A 25,075-nucleotide genomic window follows, 5' to 3' on the forward strand; every position below is an offset into this window, starting at 1 on the left:
CCGAACTCAGCAGTGAAACGCCGTAGCGCCGATGGTAGTGTGGGGTCTCCCCATGTGAGAGTAGGGAACTGCCAGACATTAAATTAGTGAGAAAGCCACCCATAGGGTGGCTTTTTTGCGTTTGGGGAATGGGGACAAGAAAAGGCAAGGATGACGGGATAAATAGCGCGAGCTAAGCGAATCGGTAATCTCCTCAGCAACTCACCGTTGTGTCATCACTGTGCTGTGTTTTTGTGTTCACACTGTTATGGCTTGTGATTAAAACGGAGAAATGCTCGTACGCTTATCAATAATCCCCCAACAACTCACCGTTATGTCATCAATGTTCTGTGTTTTTATACTTACGCCGTTATGGCTTGTGGCTAAAGTGTAGAAATCCTCATAAGCTTATCAATAATTCCCTCAGTAACTGACTGTTGTTACTTCATTTTTCACCTGAATAGATCTTCCTCATTTCACCTTCCTAAATCGTCCCTTTCTGTGTTGATGGTACTGATTGTCATTGTTCTGGCTTATGATGATGTGACCTCCTAGGCTAATCCGTTGTTGATGTCGTCATTAACTAATTGAAGATTATTACTTTTTTTATCCTGTGCGATTTTTATCTCCTTATTACTTGTGAGCATTCATTAGTCTTCATCGCTGGTGCTGATAAAGTGACGTTTATACAGGAAAAGAGGATGAAGGGTCGATATTGATAGAGGTGAGAAGCCAATCTGTTGTTAACTTGGTAATTAACTTATATGGTTATGACACTGTTTGTCGTTTAGATGAACTTAATTGCGGGAAAGTATCTTCTTTTTACGCTGTCAGTTACTTCCTGTGATTAATGACCACCTTAGCAATTAATTGTTATGTCATTACTGTTCAGTATTCAGTGTTTTTGTGCTCACGTCATTATGGCTTGTGACTAAAGTGTAGAAATCCTCGTAAGCTTATCAATAATCCCCCAGCAACTCACCGTTGTGTCATCAATGTTCTGTGTTTTTGTGCTCACATCGTTATGGCTTGTGATTAAAACGGAGAAAACCTCGTAAGCTTATCAGTAATCCCCTTGGTAAGTATTTTAACATTTAACAATGTTGTTATTTAAAATAATAGCATTACTTAATTATTATTAATTCTCTCTAATGAATAATGGCTGATAGTTGAAGTTTAAAAATAAAAAGTTAGCATTTAATATAAGTAAGTGAAAAGGGGAGTTGATAATTATCTTGTTCTTTATTCTATTTTTTAGGGGGAATATGATTTTATTAAATGGAAAAAACTTGAAACTTCATGATATAAAATTAATCATGAACGGCGAGTGTATTGCTGTGGAGGGCGCAGCAATGGAACAATTAGATAAAAGCCACAAAGTATTAATATCAGAAGCAGAAAAAGGTGCAAAAATATACGGTCTAACAGTGGGGGTTGGTTTAAATAAAGATACAGAATATATAAAATTAAATGGAAAATTTACTGAAGAGCTAATTGAGAAATCGACTGTTTTTAATAAAAAATTAATACGTGCACATTCTGTGGGAATAGGTAAGTTTATAGATAACTGTTTAGCTAGGGCTTTAATGGGGATTCATATAAACATGTTGCTCAACGGTTATAGTGGAATTCAGCCTAGAATAATCAGTAGTTATGTTGAATTGCTTAACAAAAATATCATTCCTTGTATACCCAGTATTGGCTCGATTGGTCAGGGAGATATTACTATACTGAGTCATGTAGGACTGACAATGCTAGGTGAAGGAGAGGTAATTTACCAAGGTAAAACAATGTCTTCTTCAAAGGCACTTCAACTTGCTGGAATCACACCCATAGAGCCCTGGGCAAAAGATTCACTATCTTTATTATGTTCAAATGCTTATTCTGTTGCTATTACAGCGGTTGAGTTATTAAAACTAGAGCATTATATAAATATAAGTGAGTTGCTGTATTGTTTAAATCTACAAGCCTTAAATGGTAATCTCTCACCTTTAAATCAACGGGTTTTGGATGCTTGTGTTTACCCTGAAGTTATTGTAATGGGCGCTAAACTTAGAAATTTATTAATTGGTTCTTCGCTAGAGTTTCATGATGACGAACGACACTTACAAGATCCATTAAGCTACCGCTGCGGGGTATATCGACTAGCAGAATTGCGTTTAAGTTATGAACAAGCGAAAAAGCAACTTCTTATTCAAGTTAATGGTTCAAATGATAATCCATGTGTGCTCACTAAAAATGTAAATAATAGTTTGACTGGGAATAATGATCATCAGGCTGTGCTTCCAACTGGAAACTTTGAAACATTACCTTGGGTCTTAGCCGTCGAAAAATTAAGTTTAGCGATAGCTCATAATGCATTAGCAAATGTACAGCAGATAGTAAAACTCAATGATCCTTATTTTACACAATTAACTCGATTTTTGGGTAATAAAACAGCATTTCATGCACTTGGGGCTATTGAAAAACCAGCAGTTGCTTTGGGGATGAGAATTAAAAATCTAGCAATGCCTGTTTCATTGGATTACTTTTCTGTCGCCGGTGGTGTCGAAGATACAGCGACAAATGCACAATTAGTTGCTGAGAAATTACAAAATCAATTAACATATGGATATGAGTTAATTTCAATTGTTTTTTTATGTGTGGTGCAAGCGATTAATTTAAGAAAATCGAAAGATATCTCTTATTTAATATCTCCAAAAACAGAGGGTGTTTATCGTGCGATAAGCGAACTTATAGAGTTAAATGGTGAGGATAAATCACTTTCAAAAGAATTAAGACTGATTAATGATTATATTTTAAATTGTAAAATATAATCTTAATAATATTATTTAATCTCTATTAAAATTTAAAGATGGGTATTTAGTCAGTATTTTTTTAAACCAAGGAGTGAAGATATCTGGTTGTTGGTTAACTTCATAAATAAGTTTAGAAATACTAATCCAACGGATGGATGAGACTTCTTCTACATTGGGATAAACCATTTTATTATAATGGCCAACATATAGGTGGTCATATTCATGTTCAATTAACCCACCATTTACATCGGCTCGGTATATAAGAGAGCCTACATGGGTTAGTGGTGTAGTAAAGCCTAATTCTTCTTGAAGTCTACGCTCGGCTGCACTTTGCGTTTCTTCATTGGGTTTGGGATGGCTGCAACATGTGTTAGCCCACTGACCAGAAGAGTGGTATTTATGTGGTGCTCTTTGTTGAATTAAGAGCTCATTTTGCTCATTAAAAACGAAGATAGAAAAAGCACGATGTAAGCGACCGAGTTGATGTGCGAGTAATTTGGGCATAGTGCCGATAGCAATATCATCTTCGTTAACTAAAATTAATTCATCTTCCATCGACCTGATTCCTATCATTAAAATTATTGCTGTAGTTTATTATAACTAAAAAAAACAAAATTGTAGAATTGAGCTATTTATCCATAATACTTAATTTATGTTCACAGTGTATTTATTTTAAAATGGCAGCTATATTATTTGTACTGCCACTTTTAATATTTATTTTTGTTGTAAAACCCAAACAGCAGCTTCTACACGAGATTTTAAGTTTAATTTTTTAAGTAGGTGTTTCACATGTACTTTTACAGTACTTTCTGCGATATCGAGTTTACGAGCGATCATTTTATTAGAAAGCCCTTGTGAGATTAACTCTAAAATATCAGCTTCTCTTGGTGTTAGGGTCGCAATATTATTTTCATTATTATTAGGATTATCACGTAAAGATTCAGCAAGAACTGATGTGAGTGTTGGACTAACAACTAGTTTCCCACTTGCAGCTTCTTTAAGTGCGATAATAAGCTCTTCTGGCTCCATATCTTTTAATAAATAGCCATCAGCACCACGTTTTAAAGCATTCACTAAGTCATCGCTATAATTTGAGACAGTGAAGAGAATGATCCGCCCTGAGAGCTCTCTTTTTCTTAACTCATCGAGTGTTTCAAATCCATTCATGCCTGGCATATTGAGATCTAGAAGAATGAGGTCAGGATCTTGTTCTTCTGCGATTTGAATCCCTGTTTTTCCATCACCAGCTTCACCTATAACGTATAATGAAGGTTCTAAACTAATCAGTTGTTTCACGCCATTTCGTAGCATCGGGTGATCATCAATCAGCAGGATGGTTGATTTGTCATTTGTTGTATTTGTATTTTCCATAGATGATTCTCTCTGGTGTATTAAGCATCAGATAAAGGGAAAGTTACCTTAACCTCTGTTCCGCCTTGAGGTCTGGGAATAACAAAACATTCGCCATTAAGGCTAAGGGCTCTTTCCCTCATAATAATTAAACCATAGTGATTGAGTTTGTCGACATTTGCAGTGATTCCAGCTCCATCATCGATAACTTTGATACAAATAATACCTGAATTTTGTGTTAATGAGACTTCTGCCCAACTTGCATTAGCATGTTTTAAAATATTACTTAGGGCTTCTCGGATTATTTGTATAATATGAATTGATTGATGTGGAGAGATGCTCTTCGCTGGAATATCATAGTGTAACTTAATTGTATAACCCATCCGCTCACTAAATTCACTAATCGTACTCTCTAAAGAGGGGAGTAGTCCTGGTTCAGTTAATTTTAACCGAAAAGTAGTTAAAAGCTCCCTTAACTGACTATAAGCGGTGTTAATTTCGCTGCGCATTTCAGTTAATAATTGCTGAGGTTTTTCGGGTAATGGTTCAGGTTGCAATTGTAGATAGCTAATTTGCATTTTTAAACAAGATAGTGATTGTGCAATTGAATCATGTAGTTCACGTGCAATGGCCGATCGCTCATCCATAATTAATAATTGTTGCTGTTGTTCAATTTGGTGTTCCATTGCGAGCATGCCAGATATTTGTTTAACTAACATTGAGACTAAATTGTTTTGTTCATCAGATAGAGTTTGACCAGCCATTATTTCACCGATAATGACACCATAACGGTGCATGTTATCTGACAGCTCCCACTGTAAAACTGTGATTTTTTCATTTGCTAATAAACTTTCTTGCTGCTCACTTAAATGGTGAGATTCACCATCTAATCCTATCGATTGACAGTTGATTTTGTGAAAGTAAGCTTCATTGCTATCTTCATATAACCGTAAACTCAGGTTATTTAATATTGTAATATTTTTCAGTTCAATCAGGACTTTTTGCAGTCTTAAATAAAGTGGTTCAGATGAGTGAAGAATTTGATTCGACTGGTATAAATAGGACAACACACGATTTTTTTTCGTAAGGTCGGCCGTTTTTTCTGCCACCCTTTCTTCTAATTGGTGATAGCTTTGCGCGAGTTCTTCTGACATTTGGTTCAATGTTTCACCCAATGCATTTAACTCATCTTGTCGGTTATTTTTTGGATAGCGTTGACTGAAATCTTTTTGTCCAATGGCGGTTACCATTGATAGCAATTTCATCCATGGGTAGTAAATTTTTCGCCGTAAATGCCATATAGTGCCCATGAGTAGTAAGAATACTAAACTAATAAATATGAGCTGTGTCATAGCGACATAGGCTATCTTTCTTTCAGTTTTTTCGTCAATGCTGTGGACTAACTCATCAAGCTTATTAACAAATGAAATAACTTCATATCTTGCGTCATTTGGTGTATTTGCATTTATTAATGTAGGGCGTAATGTAAGCAGCCAAAAGTTGTGAAGTTCATTAAATTGTGGCGTTAAATCTTCAACTTTGACGACCTGGGTGAGTTCAGGGCTTAGTAAATCGCTTTCTAGAGAATCTAAGTAGTGTTGATTTTGCTGATTAAGAGGAACTAATGAGAGCAGCCGGTAGCTCTGCATGCGTAATGAACCCGATTTGTTGATTGCGTGAGCGTTACCTTGAACGCTGATAATCATTCGATTTGAAATCGTCATTCCTATAATTCCAAGGATAGCAATTAGCAACATTAGGCCAATAACTTGGTTAATAATAGAGAATCGACGATACAGAGTCGGCATTTATAGTTCCTCAAAAATCCGTGGTACAGCTAGTTTTAAGATTAGGTTGTCGATATTGTTCATAAAGGTAATCTAATTAAATATACTACCTTAGTATTAACTTAAAGAACTTACTTTGCGTATAACGCGCTGAAAATAGAAGATTAAAATCTGAGATTATCCTTACTTGTTGATATTAGTAGATAAAAATAGGCTACTTTGTATTTTTTCTGACAATGGTTACGTATTATAACGTAAATTAAAGATGAGTTTCTTTTGATTTAGATCAGATTAGACGTTTTATGATTTCTAAAAGGCAGGTTTAACAACCCCTCAAATACACGAAACTTGAACTTATCGGTATGTGTTTTATTATATATCGATAGTATGAGATAAAGTAAAATAATAGGAATCTAAGTAGAAACGTTTTTATTTCATCATGCGAAAAAATAGAATACTGCGGACAAAAAGTAGTATTCTATTTTTGATATTAGGCTTTTTTAATTTTCTTGATTAAAGATAAAACCATAACAAGGCACATACCAACAATGAACCCAAAAAATAAGTTAATTATTGTCGGTAGGATAAACTGCATAGTACTCCCAACAATAGGGGTTAATAAGGCGGTGAAAGATATTTCTTCAATCCATTCAGATAGATAGCGAATTCCATGAGTGAGGATACCTCCTCCAACCATAAACATTGCGGCTGTACCGACAACGGAAAGTGTTTTCATCAAATATGGTGTGGCATAAATAAGCCCATTGCCCATTTTTTGCAGTAATGCTGATGTTTTCTTTTGCAGATAAAACCCTAAATCATCAAGTTTAACAATTCCAGCAACGAGCCCATAAACACCTATAGTCATAATAACAGCAATAAAAGATAGTACTGCGAGTTGATTAATAATCGTTGTGGTAGATACAATGCCTAATGTAATTGCAATAATTTCAGCGGATAAAATAAAATCAGTGCGAATAGCGCCTTTGATTTTTTCTTTTTCGAATTCAGCCAGTTTTTCTTCAGGCACCGAGTGTGTTTTAGCTGCTAATTTTGCATTAGAATGAAAAATTTTATGGGCAATTTTTTCTGCTCCCTCAAAACATAAGTAAGCGCCACCTAACATTAATAAAGGTGTGATAGCCCAAGGAATAAACGCGCTGATCAATAGAGCGAGTGGAACCAAAATTAATTTATTGAGAAATGAGCCTTTAGCAACGGACCAGACAACAGGAATTTCTCGTTCAGCACGAACGCCTGATACTTGCTGAGCATTTAAAGCAAGGTCATCCCCTAGAACCCCAGATGTTTTTTTCGCGGCCATTTTTGTCATCATTGCGACGTCATCAAGCACGGCTGCAATATCATCAAGTAAGGTCAGTAAACTACTTCCAGCCACAAGAAACCCTCAATTAAGTTTGTTTAAGATGTCGTTAATGTTTATTAGGCTGATTAAGTGATAATTAGTTCATTAGAGTTTATAACATATTCGAAATTTTAATTATTCCTTTAAGAAGAATGCCTAGAGTTATTGGATTATGAAATTTTTATGACAATGGAACCAATGTGGTTTCTTCTTTTCTAATTTAGGGCATTTCTAAAAACTCATCAGGTGAGTTTGTTTATGTTATTGAGCAATGTTGCATTGGGTTAGCACTTTTAAATTGATTGGTATAGGGTTAATACATGTCTTCTCAGCCAGTTTTGAGTATTGTTGTTGCGGTTTATAATGGTGAAAAGTTTTTACCTCAGTTCTTTGATAGTCTACTAGCGCAAAATTTAGAAAATTGGGAGCTCATTGTTGTTAATGATGGCTCTAAGGATAATAGCGAAGGAATTATCAAAGAGTATGAAGATAAATTCAGTCATCTGAAGATTTTGTCTCAAGAAAACCAAGGCGTGTCTGTTGCTCGTAATACTGGAATGGTTGAAGCGACAGGGAAATACATTACATTTCCTGATATCGATGATGAAATTAGCCCGAAAATGTATGGCAGATTGCTAGAGATTGCATTAGCGGGCGACTTAGATGTTGCAACTTGTAATGGTACCTATGTTTATACTAATGGCGATGTACCGAAAGCGATATTTCCGCCAAATAAGGTTGCCTCTACAGGGGTGATAAGTGGCCCTGAATGGTTAGAAAAAGGGCTAAGCTCACGTAAATTTTTGCACGTAACTTGGTTGAATCTATACCGTTTAGATATGCTGCGCCAACATAACTTTTTCTTTGAGCCGAAGCTGCATCATCAAGATATCCCTTGGACAACTGAGGTCTTATTGGTTGCGAAACGTGTGCAATTTATTAATGAGCAATATTATCGCTATTTGATCCACAACCAGTCTGTTTCTCATTCGTTGAGCGGTGACGAACGGTCAGTACGTAAAATTAATACTTATTTGAAAATTATCGATATGTTATTAGCAATTTACCAACGTTATCCTGAACAAGTCAAACAAGCACCTGCGTGTATTTGGCAAGTAGGTAAAGAGGGATTAGGCGTTGTTCAAGCTTTACTTGCGATTAAATCCCCTGAAATTCGTAAAGAAATGGTGCAGCAATTTTTCGACAAAGGATATTGGGAAATTGTGTGGAACCATGCGACAACGGTAAAATTAAAGTGGCGTTTAATTAGGCGCTATACGAAATTAAAAGATATTATCAAAGGCTAGTATTTAAAGCAGGTAGCTTATGCAGCGGGATAAGCTACCTTTTTACTATTTATCTAATCGCTTTAGCGCATCGATAAACATTTCCCATAACCGCTGGTTATTAAGCTTTGTCGCCACTTGTGTATGGCAATCCGCGGGGGCTTGAGCGCGAAAGTCGGTGACTGTCATTCCAAGTGTTAATGTTCCTTGAAGTTCAATATCAACAGGGGCTTTGCATGTTTCTATCATTGATGAGTCAATAACATAGGCAACAGCACAAGGGTCATGAACGGGTGCATGGTCGCTGTAGCCGTTACGTTGGCGATACCCTGCTGTATAGTAGTTCAACGATTCAACAACAAATTGGCTAATTGGTGTATTGAGCGCGGCAATTTCAGCCATGATGGCATCTGTTGGTTTCGCTTGGTGAGTTAAATCCAATCCAACCATTGTTAATGGCCATTTTTCGTTGAAAACGATATGCGCGGCCTCTGGGTCGATGGCAATATTAAATTCGGCGACAGCTGAACGATTCCCCGTATGGTATCCACCACCCATTAGCACGATTTCTTTCACTAATTCAACAATTTCAGGGGCTTTTCTTACCGCAAGGGCGATATTTGTTAGCCCACCAATGGGCACTAATGTAATCGTTTTTGCAGGATGAGCTTTAAGCGTATCGATGATCAGGTCAACAGCATGGCGCTTATCAAGGGGTAATGTCGGTTCAGGGAGATGTGTGCCATCTAACCCACTAATTCCATGCACTTCAGCAGCATTCTGAATGTCTCTAACTAATGGGCGTGAGCAACCTGCAGCAATCGGGATATGTTTTGCGCCCGCAAATTCAAGGAGCGCGCGCGCATTGTGAGTGACTTTTTCTAGGGTTTGATTCCCCACAACGGTGGTGACAGCTAATAGTTCCACACTTGGATTACCCAGCGCCAATAAAATTGCCATGGCATCATCATGGCCAGGATCACAATCCAGAATAATTTTGTGTGAAGACATCGTATCTCCTTGTCTAAAACGCTTTTATTGATGAGGTAGACTAAGAAATTATGGTGAAATTTCCTGTGATCCGCTTCTTGTTTATCTGTCATCATTCAAGTATTTAGTAACAAAATATTAATACTTTTGGACGATACTGTGATTTGATTAACATATTAATAACAAGTGGTTTGAGCTTATACAAATAATGTGTTTTTTATACTCTTTTGGCTTAATGTATTTATGAGCCATATTTAATTTATTAATAAGTTAACAAACTTGGGGGCGGAATGGATAATTATCTCACTAAATTACCTGATGTGATTGATTCTGTTGCAACTAACCAGTTTTATCCTAATTTATTATCATGGTTATCATCCTTTATCGCTTTTGATAATGCCATCGTGTATGCCTTTGAAAAGGATACGCCTCCACGTTTCCTTTCAAAAGTTGAACGACGAAACAGTGATAGTGTGAATCGAATCTATCAGCGAGGCGCTTATTTAATGGATCCTTTTTACCAAGAGATCCAAAAAGGAGGGACGTCCAAGGTTCTCACATTGAAAGAATTGGCACCTAAAGGTTTTTATCATACAGATTATTACCTGAATTTTTATCGCAAAACGGGTTGGTGTGACGAAGCAGGACTGTTGCTGGAAATTTCTGCGGATAGGCAATTGGGAATATTTTTTGGTAATGAAGACAGACCATTTTTCTCTGAAAAATACACTCAAGCCCCCTTAAAAGAAGCGTTTGAAATTATTTGCAGCATGGCTCGATTGCATAAAGAAGTTTCTCCCAATGCGGTATCGAACCACTATCAAAATGCAGATAGACAAACTCGTTTCGGCCTCACACCAAGGGAATGTGAGGTAGTGGAGTTGATTCTGGAAGGCAAAGGGTCACCTCAAATTGCAGAGTCGCTTTTTATTAGCCTTGGTACAGTCAAAAATCATCGTAAAAATATCTACCAAAAATTGAATATTAACTCGCAAGCTGAACTATTTAATCTATTAATGAATCGAATAATTCAGTGACTGTATAACATGAGTATAAATACAGTGAGAATAATTAATGTCCATAATTATATCTAATAATCATATAATTGCGTTTTTTTCGTTATGTTAATTTAAATTTTTTTGAAAAAATATATTTAATTATTATTAATATCGAAATATTTAATTAACCAATTGAATTAAAAATAAAAAAAATAATTTAAAAATATTTTGTTTTTATTTAAATATTCTACCTGGCTCACATTTGTTAAATCTTTGTTTTAAATGTCCCTAAAGGGCTATGTAATTGTTAATGTAAGGTTAAGATAATCGAGGTATTGCAAGATACTAAACAGGGTATCCATTATGAATAACCAAGTAGAATCATTAACTTATTACGCAGCAACAAAGAAATACGATTTGCGTTTTCCAACACTGAAAGAAGATCTTGATGTGGATGTCGTGATCATCGGGGGCGGTTTTTCAGGGATCCACACAGCGCTTGAATTATGCGAAAAAGGGATCACAAACATCGCTATTTTGGAAGGTCGCTACCTCGGTTACGGAGGATCAGGACGTAATGGTGGTCAAGTGATGGCTGGAATTGGCCATGATATCGATGCAATCAAAAAATATGTGGGCCCAGAAGGGTTAGAAACCATCTTTAAGCTTAGCAATATGGGCGCAGGGATCATGCGTGAACGTATTGCTAAATACGATATTGATGCGGATTTTTGCCGTGGATATGCTTATTTAGGCAGCAATGCTCGCCAAGAAAAAACATTACGTAGCTGGCTGAAGGATTTCAAATCTGTTGATCCTGATGAAGAAATTGAATTTTATAGTGGCTCAGAACTAAAGCAGATTATCGGCTCAGATGCTTATACCTGCGGTATCAAGCACATGGGCGGTGGGCATGTACATTCATTGAATCTCTTACTGGGTGAAGCAAAAGCAGTTAGCGAGATTTATGGCGCAAAAATTTTTGAAAATAGCCAAGTTTTGAATGTTGAGTATGGTAATACCATCAAAGTCAGAACGGCGATGGGAACCGTTAAAGCACAGAAAATGTTATGGGCATGTGATTCATTCTTAAATGGCCTTGAGCCCACGCTTTACCCAAAAACCATCAACACCTACGCTTATCAATTAATGACAGAAGCGCTATCTGACGAATTAATTGAGCAAATTAGCCCGATTCGCGGTGCGTATAGTGATATTCGCCCTGTGATTGATTATTACCGGGTCACTAATGAAAACCGCCTATTATTCGGTAGCTCAACGCATTTTCTTGAGTATATTCCGTCTGATTTAAAAGCCTGGAATCGCAATTTAATGTTGAAGGTTTTCCCTTATCTAAAAGACGTCAAAATCGAATTAGCGTGGGGTGGCCCGATGGCCTGTAGTGCGAATCTCTTCCCGCAAATTGGTTCTTTGCCTCAACATAAAAATGTGTTCTATGCACAGGGATATTCAGGTTTCGGCGTAACGCCAAGCCAGATCGTGTGCAAAGTGTTGGCTGAAGGCATGGTGGAAGGTTCTCATCGTTATGACTTAATGAGTTCAATTCCTCACGCCAATATTATTGGCAAAGACAGCATGCGTAATGTGATTGTTTCACTTGCGAAAATCATGCACCAAACATCGGGTTACTGGCAAGGCCGCCGCTAATTCGTATCCGTATAACTATTTTATTGAAATCGATTGAAGGTAAACATCATGATTAGTCCATTACTGCTGAATAAACCGCTTCCAGAGCTGCTGAATATTGGTAGCGTAACAAACTTAGGCTCTGTAGTTGTCGAAGGTGACCCACAAGCAAGTGTGGCGATGGTTCATGGCGAGCCAACGGATAACCTAACTTGCGGTATTTTTGCGTGTACAACAGGCAAATTCAAAATGGTTTATCCGTTTGATGAAATGGCGACAGTGCATGAAGGCTCCGTAAAACTGACTGACATAAAAACGGGTGTGACGGTTGAGTACCATAAAGGTGATACATGGTTTGCTGCGAAAGGTACTGAAGTCTTATGGGAAATTGATGCCCCGCGTTTCGTTAAGCACTACCTAGCTTGTGTGAATGCTTAATTAATTTCTATTTAGTGGAGTGATTGCGATGAGTGAGTTAACCCTATTACCTGAAGTCAGTGAATTTCTGAAACGTCAACATGGGCATTTTATCAATGGTTTGCCGGTTTCTGGCAAGGGTGAAACTTTTTTTGACGTTGTTAATCCAGCCACTGAACAGGTTATCGCTAAAGTCAAAGAAGGGACGTTAGCAGAAGTGGATGCTGCAATGAGTGCGGCACATGCGGCATTCAAAGGCATTTGGGCAAATACCACACCGATGGAACGTGGAAATTGCCTAAACCGCCTTGCGGATTTACTGGAAAAGCACCTTGAAGAACTCGCGCAGCTTGAAACCTTATGTTCAGGGAAAACGATTCAACTTTCCCGTTTCCTTGAGGTGGGGTCGGCGGCGCAGTTTTTACGCTATTTCGCGGGGTGGGCGACAAAAATTAGCGGTGAAACGTTAAATGTTTCACTGCCATCATTTAATGGCGAAAAGTATTCCGCGTTTACACAACGCGAGCCTGTTGGGGTTGTTGCAGGAATTATTCCATGGAATTTCTCCATTATGATTTCCATTTGGAAATTAGCGGCTGCATTGACGTGTGGCTGCACAATTGTCTTGAAGCCGAGCGAATTTACGCCATTGACGATGTTACGTGTGGTGGAATTAGCGAAAGAAGCCGGTATTCCTGATGGCGTGATTAATATCGTTAACGGTGGTGGTCGCGAAGTAGGACCCGCGCTTATTCAACACCCTCTGTGTTCTAAAGTGACCTTTACGGGATCGGTACCGACTGGGCTGGCGGTAGGGCGCACAGCGATGGAAGGGAAATTAACCCGTGTGACATTAGAGCTAGGGGGGAAAAACGGCGCAGCATTCTTGGCGGATTTACCTGTTGAGAAGATCGTTAATGGCATTATCGAAGCGGGTTACCTTAATCAAGGGCAAATCTGTGCAGCGGCAGAGCGTTTTTATATCCCATCCAAATTAATGGATGAGGTACTGGCTGAACTTAAAGTCCGTTTATCTGCGATGAAAATAGGTTCTCCATTAGACGAAACAACCGAAATGGGGCCGCTTGCGAACAAAGCCCATTACGAAAAAATCCTCAGCCTATTTGAAAAGGCGCGCCAAGATGGCAGCGAAATTATTTATGGTGGCCAGCCGATTGCAGGTGCGGGGTATTTTGTTCCGCCGACTATCATTCGAGCGAATAGCCCAGACGATGCGTTGATGAAGGAAGAAACCTTTGGCCCTGTCGGCACCTTCTTAAGTTACGATGATGAAGAACAACTTATTGAGATGATGAATAGCACGCCATTTGGCTTAGCAGCCAGTGTATGGACAAACGATCTCAGTAAGGCGATGCGGATGATCTCTCGTATTGAAGCGGGGACGGTTTGGGTGAATATGCACACTTTCCTTGATCCTGCAGTGCCATTTGGCGGTATTAAGTCTTCAGGTATTGGCCGTGAGTTTGGTAGTGCCTTTATTGAGTATTACACTGAGTTAAAATCTGTCATGGTGCGTTATTAGTGGTTAATTTTGAGTATTAATCAACTGCTTCCCGGCCATTGTGCCGGGTTTTTTTATGCTTTTATTCGCGAGGTGATAAAAAATAGGGCTATGATAGCTGTATCTTATTTCTGAGCTAGGTGGTGGTATGAAGACGGTATTGATTACTGGTGGAAGCCGAGGAATTGGTCGTGCAACAGCACTACAACTCGCACGGCTCGGTATGCGAGTGCTTATTAATTATAAAAGTGACCATCAGGCTGCGGAAGGGGTTGTTGCAGAAATTCAGGCGGCTGGAGGCGTCGCGTATGCATTACCATGCGACATTAGCAGTGAAAGTGAGGTTGTTAAGCTGTTCGAGACCATTAAGCAGCAACATGGTGATTTGCACTATTTAGTGAATAACGCGGGTATTTTATTTCAGCAATGCAGAACGGAAGCGTTAACAGCACAGCGAATTAATACCGTTTTTGCGACTAATGTCACTGGGCTACTGATATGTTGCCGAGAATTTATTCAACTGGCTCATCATTTCAACCATTTTGATAAAAAAGCGATTGTGAATGTTTCATCCGCGGCAGCGCGTTTAGGCGCACCAGGGGAATATATTGACTATGCTGCATCAAAAGGCGCAGTGGATTCCATCACAAAGGGACTATCGTTAGAATTAGCTGAATTAGGGGTACGTGTTAATGGCATTCGTCCTGGCTACATTTATACGCAGATGCACCAAGACGGCGGTGAAGCAGGGCGTGTTGATCGAGTTGCGGCACAGTTACCACTGAAAAGAGGCGGAGAACCTGAAGAGATTGCCGAAATCATTTCATGGTTGTTAAGTGATGCTTCATCCTATGTGACGGGTTCAATTATTGATGCGGCAGGTGGTCGCTAGTTAATTAAAACTTTTCCTGATGAATAATAAACCCTGATGACACAAGTTCAGTTCGGTTAGTGACATTGGCTTTAGTGAAGATATTACGCAGATGGGTTTTTACGGTGGATAATGACACGCCCAATAACAACGCAATGCGCTTATTGCTCGCGCCTTCACGAACCAAATGAATGATTTCTTGTTCTTTTGGTGTGTAAGATACTAAAGAATCAGGCAAAATATCAAACGTCATCAGCTCTGCAACAGGTAAAATCGCATTTAACCGCATAATTTCGTGTTGCGAGAACGGGCTGTCTCGCAGTACTGAAACTCCAGCAATAATTTTATTTTTCCGGCGAATAAAAATCTCAGCCATATCGGTTAGATTATTAGGTTGCATAAAATCATGAAAAAAAGCCTGATTTTGCTGACGGATTTCAGGTGCCATTCTGACTAATCGTAAATCATCCTCTCGGAATTTATCGGGATGGAGAGGATCGAGTTGATGAAAATAAGCCAAATAGTCTCGATGCATTTGAGCAGGGATCCCATATAACACATAGTTATCGGGCTGCCAGTGATCGTTGACCAAGTAATACACTGAAGCAGAAATAGGAATAATGTGCGCAATGGTATTTAGGCAGCAATCAATCAATGTTTGCTGGTGGTCGCTAAACTGAGGTGGGCTCATTTGATCCCCTTCCATAGTGAGTCAGATAATTATCATGCGCTTTCTTTTTATTAACATAAAGCAAACATGTTAATAACGTGAGGTTGATAACAGTATTTAAAACAAGTAAAAATTGGCTCAGTCTTGATTTGTTAGGATTTGGTATCTTTTGTTAATTAATTATTAATATATTAATGATTGAAATGATTGTTATATATTGATATTCAAGTATATATTTTTATTCCTGTTGGTTTTTTTGGTACTTTTCGAATAGTTACAAGAACTTCCCCCTCTCTCTGGGTATCGTTCTTTAGGACGATGGTCGCCTCTTTGTGCTTCTTTCTATAGTGGCAATGTAGTCACGCTTTTTTTACAAAAAATTCACATTCATGACTGCGTATAGAGCGAGAGGGAAGCAAAATGAATTTATCCTCAAAATTAACGTCACATCTCGAAAAGGGGAAAGTTGGGTTCCCAACGACGCTGGCGAGTTCGGCGGGTCTGATTATGGCAAGCCCTGTTATTTTAACCGTCACCAGTGGGTTTGGTATTGGTGGCGATACGTTTGCATTAGCCGTGCTACTGAGCTTCATTATGATGCAGGCACAGCTCACCACTTTTTCAGAGGCCGCGGCGATTTTACCCACCTCTGGCTCCGTGTATGACTATATTTCTTGTGGTATGGGGCGCTTCTGGGCTATCACTGGTGCATTATCAGCGTATTTGATTGTGCACGTCTTTGCTGGAACCGCAGAAACTATTTTGTCGGGGATTATGGCGTTAGTGAACTTTGAGCATCTGAATACGGTACTGGAAACTAGTAATTCGTCTTGGATGGTTGGTGTGGGTTTAGTTGTCACTTTCGGCATCTTAAATGCTTTTGGTATTGAAGCGTTTGGCAAGGTTGAAGTGGTGCTGACTTTCGCCATGTGGTCAACACTGGTGATCTTTAGTATTACGGGTTTGATGTTACCGTTTAACGTACCGATGGAAGGGTGGTTTGGTGCAGAGCTAAATATCTCTGATCCGACTCTGGTTTTAAGCTTTGTGGGAATGGCGATGTTTATGTTTGTCGGCTGTGAGCTAGTCACACCGATGGCGCCTGAAATTAAAAACTCAGCTAAAGTGATCCCTCGTGCCATGACAACCGGTTTATTCTGCGTGGCCTTATGTATGGTGCTGTTTGGTGCTGCGCTGGCCAATCAAGTCGAAAACGTGGTGGTTGACCCACAAACAGGCACGCGCTTATTGGAAACACCGATGGCAATCCCAGCTTTTGCTGAGCGAGTTATGGGGGAGTTTGGTAAATACTGGATTGGTGTCGCACTGCTATTAGCGGGTGGGGCAACCATCAATACACTGATGGCCGCTGTACCGCGTATTCTATATGGTATGGCATTAGATGGGGCATTGCCGCGTATCTTCACGTATTTGCACCCACGTTTTAAAACACCCGTATTCGGCATTTTAGTGGCTGTGATGATCCCATGTTTACATGCTTTTGCTATCCAAGGCGACCTTGATCGTATTATTCCTCTGGTGTTAGCGGCAGTGTGTTCTTGGGGAACCGCGTATTTATTAGTGACTATTTCCGTGGTGCTATTGCGTATTCGCCGCCCTGATTTACACCGAGCTTACCGCTCGCCGTTTTTCCCAATTCCTCAAATTATTTCGAGTGTTGGGATTATTTTAGCGATTGTGTATATCACACCGCCAGGTATGAATAAGTCTGATGTGTATATTCCGTTTGCGATAATGTTAGGTTTAACGGCCAGTTATGCACTGATTTGGACAGTATTTGTTCAGAAGGTTAATCCGTTCAAACCCGTTGATGTTGAAGTTGTTCTGTCTAATTCATTTAGAGATGAAGAGCATGAGGAGGTACAACTTGAGCCATTACGTCACCTCGCCTAAACCTTCGTTATTACAGCGACTGGGAGGCTTAACCAAAAAACGGTTACCAACAGGTTACCAAGCTGGGTTAACGTTAAATCGCATTGAGCGAGACATGGCGCCTTATCCATGTGAGTGGGGAGCACCAGGTGTGCTCCTTATCCAGCCGCAACCTTCGTTGACCATTGACGTCACTGAGCGCGTTAGAAAACTCTTCCTCGCGTTTATTGTGTACAGCCGTTTTTCAGTGTCAGGTTTTTGTGATGAAAATTTAAATGCAAAAATTGTTGTGAAAACGCGTGGTAGCGTGAGAAAAAAACACATTCATTTTGTGTCGAAGCAACCGGATGGTCAAAAAGTGATTGATTGGCTGAATGCTTACCCAATTATCAGAGAGACACTGGAAGAGTTAGATTTTAATTCATGCCAAATGACTTTTAATCATGGTCAGTGGCGTTGTGAAATCGAGCCTTTTACCGCATCGGAACTTGTTAGCCGCGTTCCAGCAACAAGACGTTATTTGAAAATATCTCAAAAACAACGGCACCGGTTACTCAGTACCCTTCAGATGATTAGCCAACTGATGGAAAAACATACCGCTACCCATTGAGTTTAAAAAGGTTTTTTGATAGTAATAATTATTATCAGTTGACTCCTTGGAATTAGATGTGAAATCTTTGCCGCTTTTAGGTTGTATTCTGTTTTCCTGCGCAGCGATGGCAACGCAATCTGACTGCATTCGTTTAGGTGAGCTTTCTTCTGTGGAAGGCGTTCATAATAACGAAGGCCATAGCTGCGTTTATTTTGAGGCTTTGCAGCAAGATTTTATTAAGCAGCGCGGAGAGGGGCTCTCTCAAGTTGTTTTATTAAATGCTGACAAGCAGCCTGTTCGTGTATTACAGGCATATGGTTCCGACAAAGAACCACATACAGCTGATTACATCGTGCCGACAAATGGTGTGTATTACCTGGATTTACAAGGCTCTCCAGGTAAATCATGGCAATTACAGTTTGATGTGAGCGACTATCAGCCTTTGGTGATTAAAAAAGATAACGAGCCCATTAGCCCTAAACTACAAAGTTTGCTTAATGAACATTATCATCATGGTGATACTCATGCGTTTTGGCAGGCGGTTGCCAAACAAGGGACGCCGCTTATTGAAGACCTTGCAGGTCGACAAAAGCGAGCGACATTTTTATGGCGCGGAGCAAAGTCCAATGCGTATATTTTAGGAGCGCCTTCGGGGAATCATGAAAGAATGGCGCAAATAGAAGGAACGGATATTTGGTACCGTTCTTTCATGATTCCAGCGGATACATTAACTCAATATAAAATTGCCCCTGATATCCCTACCGTACCTGAAGGCGGTTTTGCACAGCGCAAAGCCATTTTAGTCACCGCTCAGGCTGACCCTTACAACTCACAAAGTATCCCTTCTGACTCAACGGATAAATATAATCGTTTTTCCTTGCTATCACTAGCACCGAATATTCGCCAGTGTCAATTTCCTGCTATTGAAAAAAAACACATTCAAGGACAGTTAGAAACCTTTACCTTATCTAGCCAAATTTTGAATAATGATCGGCAAATTACGGTATACCGTCCAAATGTTCCGATGAAACAGCCTGCATTATTGGTACTTTTGGATGGGCAAATCTATCTGCATACTTATCAAATGGCGAAATTTTTTGATAGCTGGATGAACGAGGGCTCTCTTCCACCAATGAATATTGTGTTTGTCGACAGCATTAGCTCTGATAGGCGCGGTGAAGAGCTGCCGCCGAACACGCTTTTCCCGCAATTGCTGGTGGATGAATTAATGCCGCAATTGGTGAAAAAAGGTATTGATGCGAAAGCGGAACATACCATTATTGCGGGATCAAGTTTTGGTGGATTAGGGGCTACGTGGAATGCATTACAACACCCTGAAATATTTGGCAATGTGCTGAGTATGTCAGGGTCTTATTGGTGGGCGCCAAAAGGGGAAGATCCTGAATGGTTAATCAGTGAAATAGAAACGATGCCATCGAAGCCTATTCGCTTTTTCCTCGAAGCAGGCTTATTTGAACAACGAGGAAGCTGGGGCGGGATCATTCAAAATCATTATCAGTTATTAGAAGTGTTGAAACATAAAGGCTATTTAGTGGATGCCATTGAATTACCCAGTGGGCACGATTATGTTTCTTGGTGCGAAACATTATACGAAGGTACTAAACAACTGTCTTCTCAGTGGTAATAGCGTGTTAATTTCAACAAAAAAGCAGCTGATTACGCGCTGCTTTTTTCACATTTATGACAATCGTCTTCATTTCGCCACAAAAACGTCATTCAACTGTCATCTGGCTGCTTTAGCATGCCTGTCATTATTTGAAGCATACTTCCTCTTTTTTCATTATTGAATGGCAAGGAAAACAGTTATGACTGGTAATTTTATGAAATCCCTTTTAGCTGTCACAGTCAGCGCATTAATGTTAGGTAGCACCCTTCCAGCTTATGCGGCGGATAAAAATGATGCAGTTTCAGAGAACCGCGCAGCGCAAGGCGATATCACCAAATTTGGTGGTGCACGCCGCTTAGCGACCGAGCAAACGGATATCATGAAAGCCGCATTACATAATGGCAAAGCAAAAAACGTAATTTTATTTATTGGTGATGGTATGGGGGATTCAGAAATCACCGTTGCACGTAACTATGCAGAAGGGGCTTCTGGATTCTTTAAAGGTATCGATGCATTGCCAATTACAGGGCAATATACGCATTATGCGTTAGATAAAAAGACACAAAAGCCTGATTACGTCACAGATTCAGCGGCATCTGCGACAGCATGGTCTTCTGGTGTGAAAACCTACAATGGGGCTTTAGGGGTAGATGTCTTTGGTAAAGACCACGAAACCTTAATTGAAATTGCTAAACGTAACGGTAAAGCGACAGGTAACGTGACGACCTCTGAAATTCAGGATGCAACGCCAGCGGCGCAATTCTCCCACGTGACGGCACGTAAATGTTACGGCCCAGAGGAAACTTCAGAAAAATGTGGAACCAATGCCCTTGAAAATGGTGGTCGTGGTTCGATTTCTGAACAGTTATTGGTAACCCGTGCGGATGTGACGTTAGGCGGTGGGGCGAAGAGCTTCACACAAGAAGCGAAAGCAGGTGAGTATAAAGGCAAGACGCTTGAGCAACAAGCGATTGATCGCGGTTATACTATTGTGCGTGATGCTAAGTCGCTGAATGATATAAAAGTGGCAAACCAAGACAAACCTCTACTTGGATTATTCCACGATGGAAACATGACAGTCGCGTGGGAAGGGCCAAAGGCTGTGCACTATGGCAACATCAACAATGCTCCGCTGGAGTGTAAGCCGAACCCGAAATTAGATCCAAACGCACCAACCTTAGCGCAAATGACGCAAAAGGCTATTGACCTATTAGAAGTCAACCCAAATGGTTTCTTCTTACAAGTTGAAAGTGCGTCTATCGATAAACAAGATCATAAAGCCAACCCATGTGGCCAAATTGGTGAAACAGTGGCTCTTGACCAAGCGGTTCAAGTGGGCTTAGATTTCGCGAAAAAACATGGTGATACATTAGTTATTGTGACTGCCGACCATTCACATTCAAGCCAAATTATTCCAGAAGGCACGAAATCAACGGGGTTAACTCAAGCGTTGATTACCAAAGACGGCTCTGTGATGGTGGTGAATTACGGTAACTCTGAGGAAGATGATTCACAAGAGCATACTGGTGCTCAGCTGCGTGTTGCGGCTTATGGCCCGCACGCTGCGAATGTGATGGGTCTGACTGACCAAACCGATTTGTTCTTTACCATGCGTGATGCAATGGGATTGAAGCAATAAACCAACCCTGTAGTGTAAATTCTCCGCAATATGGATGTTGTGGGGAATTTTTATTTTATGTTCCCATCTCTTTTGAATTTCTTGCCTTTATTTCAACCTTGTCTTAACAGCTTATTGAAATGGTTGAACTTGTTTTTTTATCGGTTATCTTGGAAAACAAATTTACCTGATAACAATAAAGCGCGTTTATATTGGCGCTGATAATGAGAGTAAGATCATGAGAGAAATTCGCGAATTACAACGAGATGAAATCCCTTCTGTTTGGTCAATCGATCGCACTGAATTAATTGAGCACCTTTATTTACACCAAGAGGGCAAACTGGTGCTTTCGAAGCAGCGTTTTGATATGAAAGGCTGGCCAGAAGGCGAACCCGAGGCTTATACCCCACATTTATTAGACAGTTATGACCAAGGCGCTATTTTTCTGGGTGTTTTCGAACAAGGAAAAATTATTGCGGCTGCAAGCGTGGATAATATTTGGCGAGGGGAGCAAAAGAATTTACTGCAGTTGTCCTTTTTACACGTGAGCCATGCATATCGAGGCAAGGGGATTGCGGGAATGTTATTCCAACAATGTGTAGACATTGCGACTCAAAAAGGGGCGAAAGGGCTATATATCTCTGCAACGCCATCTGAAAATACGGTGCATTTTTACCAATATATGGGATGTGGTTTGATTGAAACGCCAGACCCAGAGCTGTTTGCCCTGGAACCAGAAGATATTCATTTTGTTTATTGGTTTTCTTAAGTTATCTATTTTGTAAAAATCGTGTTAATTTAGGGGTGTTTTCGCAGAAAAACGATTGAAATTTACTAAAAAGTAGATATGATTGATAATCATTATCATTTAAGATTGTTGAGGTCACTATGCCAACTAGCATATCAAAAACCGCAGGTTTACGGCGTATAGGCGCTGGCCTATGGGGTGTCTTTGCCGTGGTATTGCTAAGCATTGCTTATGTCCTCAGCAATATGGGTTTTGATAACCTAAGAGTGGTGATGATCACTATGATGATCGCAACAGCGGGGATGTTATTTAATCGCGGCTCTCGCCGTTTATTGATTATTCCAGCTGTAGTTTCATTATTGTGCTTTCTGATGGCTTTTGTGTTGCAAAGGTAGCTTGATTTGCGAAAGTGTTAATTGAGCTGAATGTAATTTGGGAAGACTTCAGAAAAATGCGCGTAAGGCTGCTGGGGAAATAACATTCACTGAGCAGTGGTGCGAAAGGGGGGACTTGAACCCCCACGTCCGAAGGACACTAACACCTGAAGCTAGCGCGTCTACCAATTCCGCCACCCTCGCAATACTGTTTCGTCAATGCTGAACTACTGTGTTTATCTAAAGTTAGTGGTGCGAAAGGGGGGACTTGAACCCCCACGTCCATAGGACACTAACACCTGAAGCTAGCGCGTCTACCAATTCCGCCACCCTCGCAATGCCAAACCTAACTTTTCTTACAGCGATAATACGCAGCGGATTTTAGGCTAATTTTAGCGGACGTCAATATTTTTTTAATCATCTATTTTTTGTTTGATTAAAAAACGGCCAGCCTATGAGGCTGACCGCTAAATGGCACGATAACACGGCCATTAACTAGCGTTTTGTGGCTTGGTATACCTTGAATTTACCTGTTTTTGCTAGCACTTCATGGCTACCAAAAGCTTTATCTAATAAGTCTGGGTAAGGCAAAAATGCATTGGCAACAATGCGCAAGTGACCGCCTTTTTTCAGGAATTTAGGGGCTTGGTAAATCATGTTTTCAACGGCACTGTAGCTGGTGTTTAGCCCATCGTGGAAAGGTGGGTTAGAGACAATCCAATCGAATTTGTCGTGAATATCTGAATAAGCATCACTGGCGATGATGGTTCCTGTGAGTTTGTTCGCTTCAAGTGTTGAGGCTGCGGAGTCTAATGCGCAGGCGCTAACATCACTTAACGTCAGCTTAACGTCAGGGTTTTGCGTTCCAATGACGGTTGCAAGAACACCATTACCACAAGCGAGGTCGAGAACATCGCCTTTCATTGGTTCTGTTAATGTTGAAAGCAGTAAATCACTGCCGATATCTAACTCATTATGACTAAACACGCCAGGAAGTGCATTAATTCTAACCGTATCAAGATTATAGTGACGCCACCAGCGTGCAATATCAAAGGTGGTTGGTTGCTCTAATTCACCATAATACAAGCCACAACGGCGGGCCGAGTCGATTTTTTGTAAGGTAGCGATACCTTCCATGATGGATTCTGCGCTTTTGACGCCACTGCGGTTTTCGCCGACAATAAAAATTTGACTACCCGCAGCAAGATGGGTGCACAGATCGTCCAGTTGGAAGCAAGCTTCTTGTTTATTTTTTTGCCAGAAATAAATCAATGTATCGCAAGGCTGAATAAATTCAGCGGGTGTGGTTGATGAAAATAAAACCATTTCGCCCATCAAAGGCTGTAGGTTTTTCCAACGATGGTATTGATTGGTTACGACGCGAACACTTGCTGCTTCGAGAGTGGCAGCCAATTCATCCTGAATGTCACCAGCCAAAATGACATGACGATCCGTAAAATGCTCAAGATGGCGCTGGATAACTTCACTGGCCGGTGTCAGTAATGACATATTCTGTCAATCTCCTAAAATGATAAAAACTGCTAACACCATACCAGAAATGCGAGAAATCGCATTGCTCTGTTGGCGCTATTAATCCCCTTTGATAAGATGGGGTTGTAAAATAGCGACTGGAAAAATAAATGACACGACGTGACAGGCTTTTAGAACAAATGGGGATCACTCAATGGATGGTGAGAAATCCAGCTGTGTTACGTGGTGAACGTGGTGTCAGGATCCCAGCGTCGACTAAGCTTATTATTATTACTGATGAGAACCTTGATTTAAATAGCCAGCTGTTAAAAGATATTTTTCTTTCAATGCGAATTGCACAAGATGATGTGGTTTGCATTAATTCTGAGCAGCTGAATTTAATCCCAACGCCAATAACAATTCCTTGTTGGGTTCTCGGGGGGGAAATCCACCCAGAAGGTTCAAAAATGACGTACTTTTCACCTGTTTTGTCTGAGCTTATGATGAGTATCAGCGCCAAACAGGCACTATGGAAACAAATTTATCAATATGATGAAAATTTCAACACTAAAGCAATCTGATCTTGCTACTGCCTTCTTAATTGAGAAGTTAAGCCATGATTTTCCATGGACTGAGCGGGTTTTTTATGGGAACCAAGGGGAAAAGTATCATAATCTGAAAATTTCTATTAATAATCAGATTGTTGGTTATGCGATAACGCAATGTGTTCTGGATGAGGCAACGTTATTTAATATCGCTATTCACCCTGATTACCAAGGCAAGGGATATGGGCGTTTATTGCTAGAACAATTGATTAGTGAGCTGATAAATAAAGGCATTATGACGCTTTGGCTAGAAGTCCGAGAATCAAATGCTTCTGCATTGCATTTGTATGAAAAGCTCGGGTTTCATGAAGTCACTGTACGAAAAGACTATTACCCTGCTAAAAAAGGCCGAGAAGACGCATTCGTCTTAGCGCTCACCCTGTTTGACTCCCAATGATTGCTCCTAAAAGCGAGTAAAAAACCCCAGCACATGGCAAATGTTCTGGGGTTTTTATTGAGCGGCTATA

The 25,075-nt window shown here is 40.1% G+C and carries 22 protein-coding genes, 2 tRNA genes and 1 rRNA gene; 16 read left to right on the forward strand and 9 right to left on the reverse strand.

All coding sequences use genetic code 11. The annotated features are described in order from the left end of the window. Together rrf and KDJ85_RS13975 are read left to right on the forward strand one after the other, a co-directional pair. Positions 1-77, forward strand: a 5S ribosomal RNA gene (gene rrf, locus KDJ85_RS19295); the annotation flags it as partial. A gap of 1,167 nt (positions 78-1,244) precedes the next feature. Further along, on the forward strand, positions 1,245-2,795 hold the full coding sequence (locus KDJ85_RS13975; RefSeq protein WP_225820192.1) for an aromatic amino acid ammonia-lyase: 1,551 nt from the start codon (positions 1,245-1,247) through the stop codon (positions 2,793-2,795). 15 nt (positions 2,796-2,810) lie between these two features. On the opposite strand, the gene idi is transcribed toward KDJ85_RS13975, so the two are convergent. The 4 genes from idi to KDJ85_RS13995 all read right to left on the reverse strand — a co-directional run bounded on the left by idi (position 2,811) and on the right by KDJ85_RS13995 (position 7,313). Further along, positions 2,811-3,332, reverse strand: a complete 522-nt coding sequence (idi, locus tag KDJ85_RS13980; RefSeq protein WP_225820193.1) for an isopentenyl-diphosphate Delta-isomerase — start codon at positions 3,330-3,332, stop codon at positions 2,811-2,813. Positions 3,333-3,491: 159 nt separating this feature from the next. After that, positions 3,492-4,148: a two-component system response regulator NarL gene (gene narL / locus KDJ85_RS13985; RefSeq protein ID WP_225820194.1), complete on the reverse strand. Its 657-nt coding sequence runs from the start codon at positions 4,146-4,148 to the stop codon at positions 3,492-3,494. Positions 4,149-4,168: 20 nt separating this feature from the next. Next, on the reverse strand, positions 4,169-5,935 hold the full coding sequence (narX, locus tag KDJ85_RS13990) for a nitrate/nitrite two-component system sensor histidine kinase NarX (RefSeq protein WP_225820195.1): 1,767 nt from the start codon (positions 5,933-5,935) through the stop codon (positions 4,169-4,171). A gap of 469 nt (positions 5,936-6,404) precedes the next feature. Continuing rightward, positions 6,405-7,313, reverse strand: a complete 909-nt coding sequence (locus KDJ85_RS13995) for a DUF808 domain-containing protein (RefSeq protein ID WP_225820196.1) — start codon at positions 7,311-7,313, stop codon at positions 6,405-6,407. Between the two features lie 287 nt (positions 7,314-7,600). Between KDJ85_RS13995 and KDJ85_RS14000 the strand changes: the two genes are divergently transcribed. Beyond that, the gene (locus tag KDJ85_RS14000; RefSeq protein WP_225820197.1) at positions 7,601-8,587 is read left to right on the forward strand and encodes a glycosyltransferase; all 987 of its coding nucleotides are present in this window, start codon (positions 7,601-7,603) and stop codon (positions 8,585-8,587) included. A 45-nt stretch (positions 8,588-8,632) separates the two neighbouring features. On the opposite strand, the gene uriH is transcribed toward KDJ85_RS14000, so the two are convergent. Beyond that, complete coding sequence (uriH, locus tag KDJ85_RS14005; RefSeq protein WP_225820198.1) at positions 8,633-9,577, reverse strand: uridine-preferring nucleoside hydrolase UriH; 945 nt, start codon at positions 9,575-9,577, stop codon at positions 8,633-8,635. A gap of 269 nt (positions 9,578-9,846) precedes the next feature. Between uriH and KDJ85_RS14010 the strand changes: the two genes are divergently transcribed. The 5 genes from KDJ85_RS14010 (at position 9,847) to KDJ85_RS14030 (ending at position 15,032) form a co-directional block, all read left to right on the forward strand. Then, the gene (locus tag KDJ85_RS14010; RefSeq protein ID WP_225820199.1) at positions 9,847-10,593 is read left to right on the forward strand and encodes a helix-turn-helix transcriptional regulator; all 747 of its coding nucleotides are present in this window, start codon (positions 9,847-9,849) and stop codon (positions 10,591-10,593) included. 324 nt (positions 10,594-10,917) lie between these two features. After that, on the forward strand, positions 10,918-12,222 hold the full coding sequence (locus KDJ85_RS14015) for an NAD(P)/FAD-dependent oxidoreductase (protein ID WP_047757442.1): 1,305 nt from the start codon (positions 10,918-10,920) through the stop codon (positions 12,220-12,222). Between the two features lie 48 nt (positions 12,223-12,270). After that, positions 12,271-12,639 (forward strand): cupin domain-containing protein, encoded by a 369-nt coding sequence (locus KDJ85_RS14020; protein WP_225820200.1) that lies wholly within the window; start codon positions 12,271-12,273, stop codon positions 12,637-12,639. Between the two features lie 28 nt (positions 12,640-12,667). Further along, a complete protein-coding gene (locus KDJ85_RS14025; RefSeq protein WP_225820201.1) occupies positions 12,668-14,161 on the forward strand; it encodes an aldehyde dehydrogenase family protein in 1,494 nt (497 codons plus the stop codon). Between the two features lie 127 nt (positions 14,162-14,288). Next, positions 14,289-15,032, forward strand: a complete 744-nt coding sequence (locus tag KDJ85_RS14030) for an SDR family oxidoreductase (RefSeq protein ID WP_225820202.1) — start codon at positions 14,289-14,291, stop codon at positions 15,030-15,032. Between the two features lie 4 nt (positions 15,033-15,036). On the opposite strand, the gene KDJ85_RS14035 is transcribed toward KDJ85_RS14030, so the two are convergent. Further along, on the reverse strand, positions 15,037-15,702 hold the full coding sequence (locus tag KDJ85_RS14035) for a helix-turn-helix transcriptional regulator (RefSeq protein WP_225820203.1): 666 nt from the start codon (positions 15,700-15,702) through the stop codon (positions 15,037-15,039). A gap of 399 nt (positions 15,703-16,101) precedes the next feature. On the opposite strand from KDJ85_RS14035, the gene KDJ85_RS14040 reads away from it, so the two are divergent. The 6 genes from KDJ85_RS14040 to KDJ85_RS14065 all read left to right on the forward strand — a co-directional run bounded on the left by KDJ85_RS14040 (position 16,102) and on the right by KDJ85_RS14065 (position 22,554). After that, complete coding sequence (locus KDJ85_RS14040) at positions 16,102-17,595, forward strand: APC family permease (RefSeq protein WP_225820204.1); 1,494 nt, start codon at positions 16,102-16,104, stop codon at positions 17,593-17,595. Then, a complete protein-coding gene (locus KDJ85_RS14045) occupies positions 17,570-18,184 on the forward strand; it encodes a DUF3156 family protein (protein WP_225820205.1) in 615 nt (204 codons plus the stop codon). The genes KDJ85_RS14040 and KDJ85_RS14045 overlap by 26 nt, the downstream gene beginning before the upstream one ends. Before the next feature lie 58 nt (positions 18,185-18,242). Beyond that, positions 18,243-19,811: an alpha/beta hydrolase-fold protein gene (locus KDJ85_RS14050; protein WP_225820206.1), complete on the forward strand. Its 1,569-nt coding sequence runs from the start codon at positions 18,243-18,245 to the stop codon at positions 19,809-19,811. A 181-nt stretch (positions 19,812-19,992) separates the two neighbouring features. Next, a complete protein-coding gene (gene phoA, locus KDJ85_RS14055) occupies positions 19,993-21,432 on the forward strand; it encodes an alkaline phosphatase (RefSeq protein WP_225820207.1) in 1,440 nt (479 codons plus the stop codon). 217 nt (positions 21,433-21,649) lie between these two features. Continuing rightward, positions 21,650-22,180 carry a GNAT family N-acetyltransferase gene (locus KDJ85_RS14060; protein WP_206084474.1) on the forward strand — a complete coding sequence of 177 codons (531 nt, stop codon included), beginning with the start codon at positions 21,650-21,652 and terminating at the stop codon, positions 22,178-22,180. A 119-nt stretch (positions 22,181-22,299) separates the two neighbouring features. Then, entirely contained in the window at positions 22,300-22,554 is a 255-nt protein-coding gene (locus KDJ85_RS14065; RefSeq protein WP_206084475.1) for a DUF1435 family protein, read from the forward strand. A 97-nt stretch (positions 22,555-22,651) separates the two neighbouring features. Here KDJ85_RS14065 and KDJ85_RS14070 read toward each other — a convergent pair. The 3 genes from KDJ85_RS14070 to rsmC form a co-directional block, all read right to left on the reverse strand. Beyond that, positions 22,652-22,737, reverse strand: a tRNA-Leu gene (locus tag KDJ85_RS14070). A 46-nt stretch (positions 22,738-22,783) separates the two neighbouring features. Beyond that, positions 22,784-22,869: transfer RNA gene (locus KDJ85_RS14075), tRNA-Leu, on the reverse strand. Between the two features lie 159 nt (positions 22,870-23,028). Continuing rightward, positions 23,029-24,042 carry a 16S rRNA (guanine(1207)-N(2))-methyltransferase RsmC gene (gene rsmC / locus KDJ85_RS14080; RefSeq protein WP_225820208.1) on the reverse strand — a complete coding sequence of 338 codons (1,014 nt, stop codon included), beginning with the start codon at positions 24,040-24,042 and terminating at the stop codon, positions 23,029-23,031. A gap of 131 nt (positions 24,043-24,173) precedes the next feature. Here rsmC and KDJ85_RS14085 point away from each other — a divergent pair, with 131 nt between their 5' ends. Both KDJ85_RS14085 and rimI read left to right on the forward strand, forming a co-directional pair. Continuing rightward, the gene (locus KDJ85_RS14085) at positions 24,174-24,584 is read left to right on the forward strand and encodes a DNA polymerase III subunit psi (RefSeq protein WP_225820209.1); all 411 of its coding nucleotides are present in this window, start codon (positions 24,174-24,176) and stop codon (positions 24,582-24,584) included. After that, positions 24,553-25,005, forward strand: a complete 453-nt coding sequence (gene rimI, locus KDJ85_RS14090; protein WP_225820210.1) for a ribosomal protein S18-alanine N-acetyltransferase — start codon at positions 24,553-24,555, stop codon at positions 25,003-25,005. Before KDJ85_RS14085 ends, rimI begins: the two co-directional genes overlap by 32 nt. Positions 25,006-25,075 lie beyond the last annotated feature (70 nt).

Origin of the sequence: Providencia vermicola, from assembly GCF_020381325.1 — a bacterium.
GTDB lineage: Bacteria > Pseudomonadota > Gammaproteobacteria > Enterobacterales > Enterobacteriaceae > Providencia > Providencia vermicola.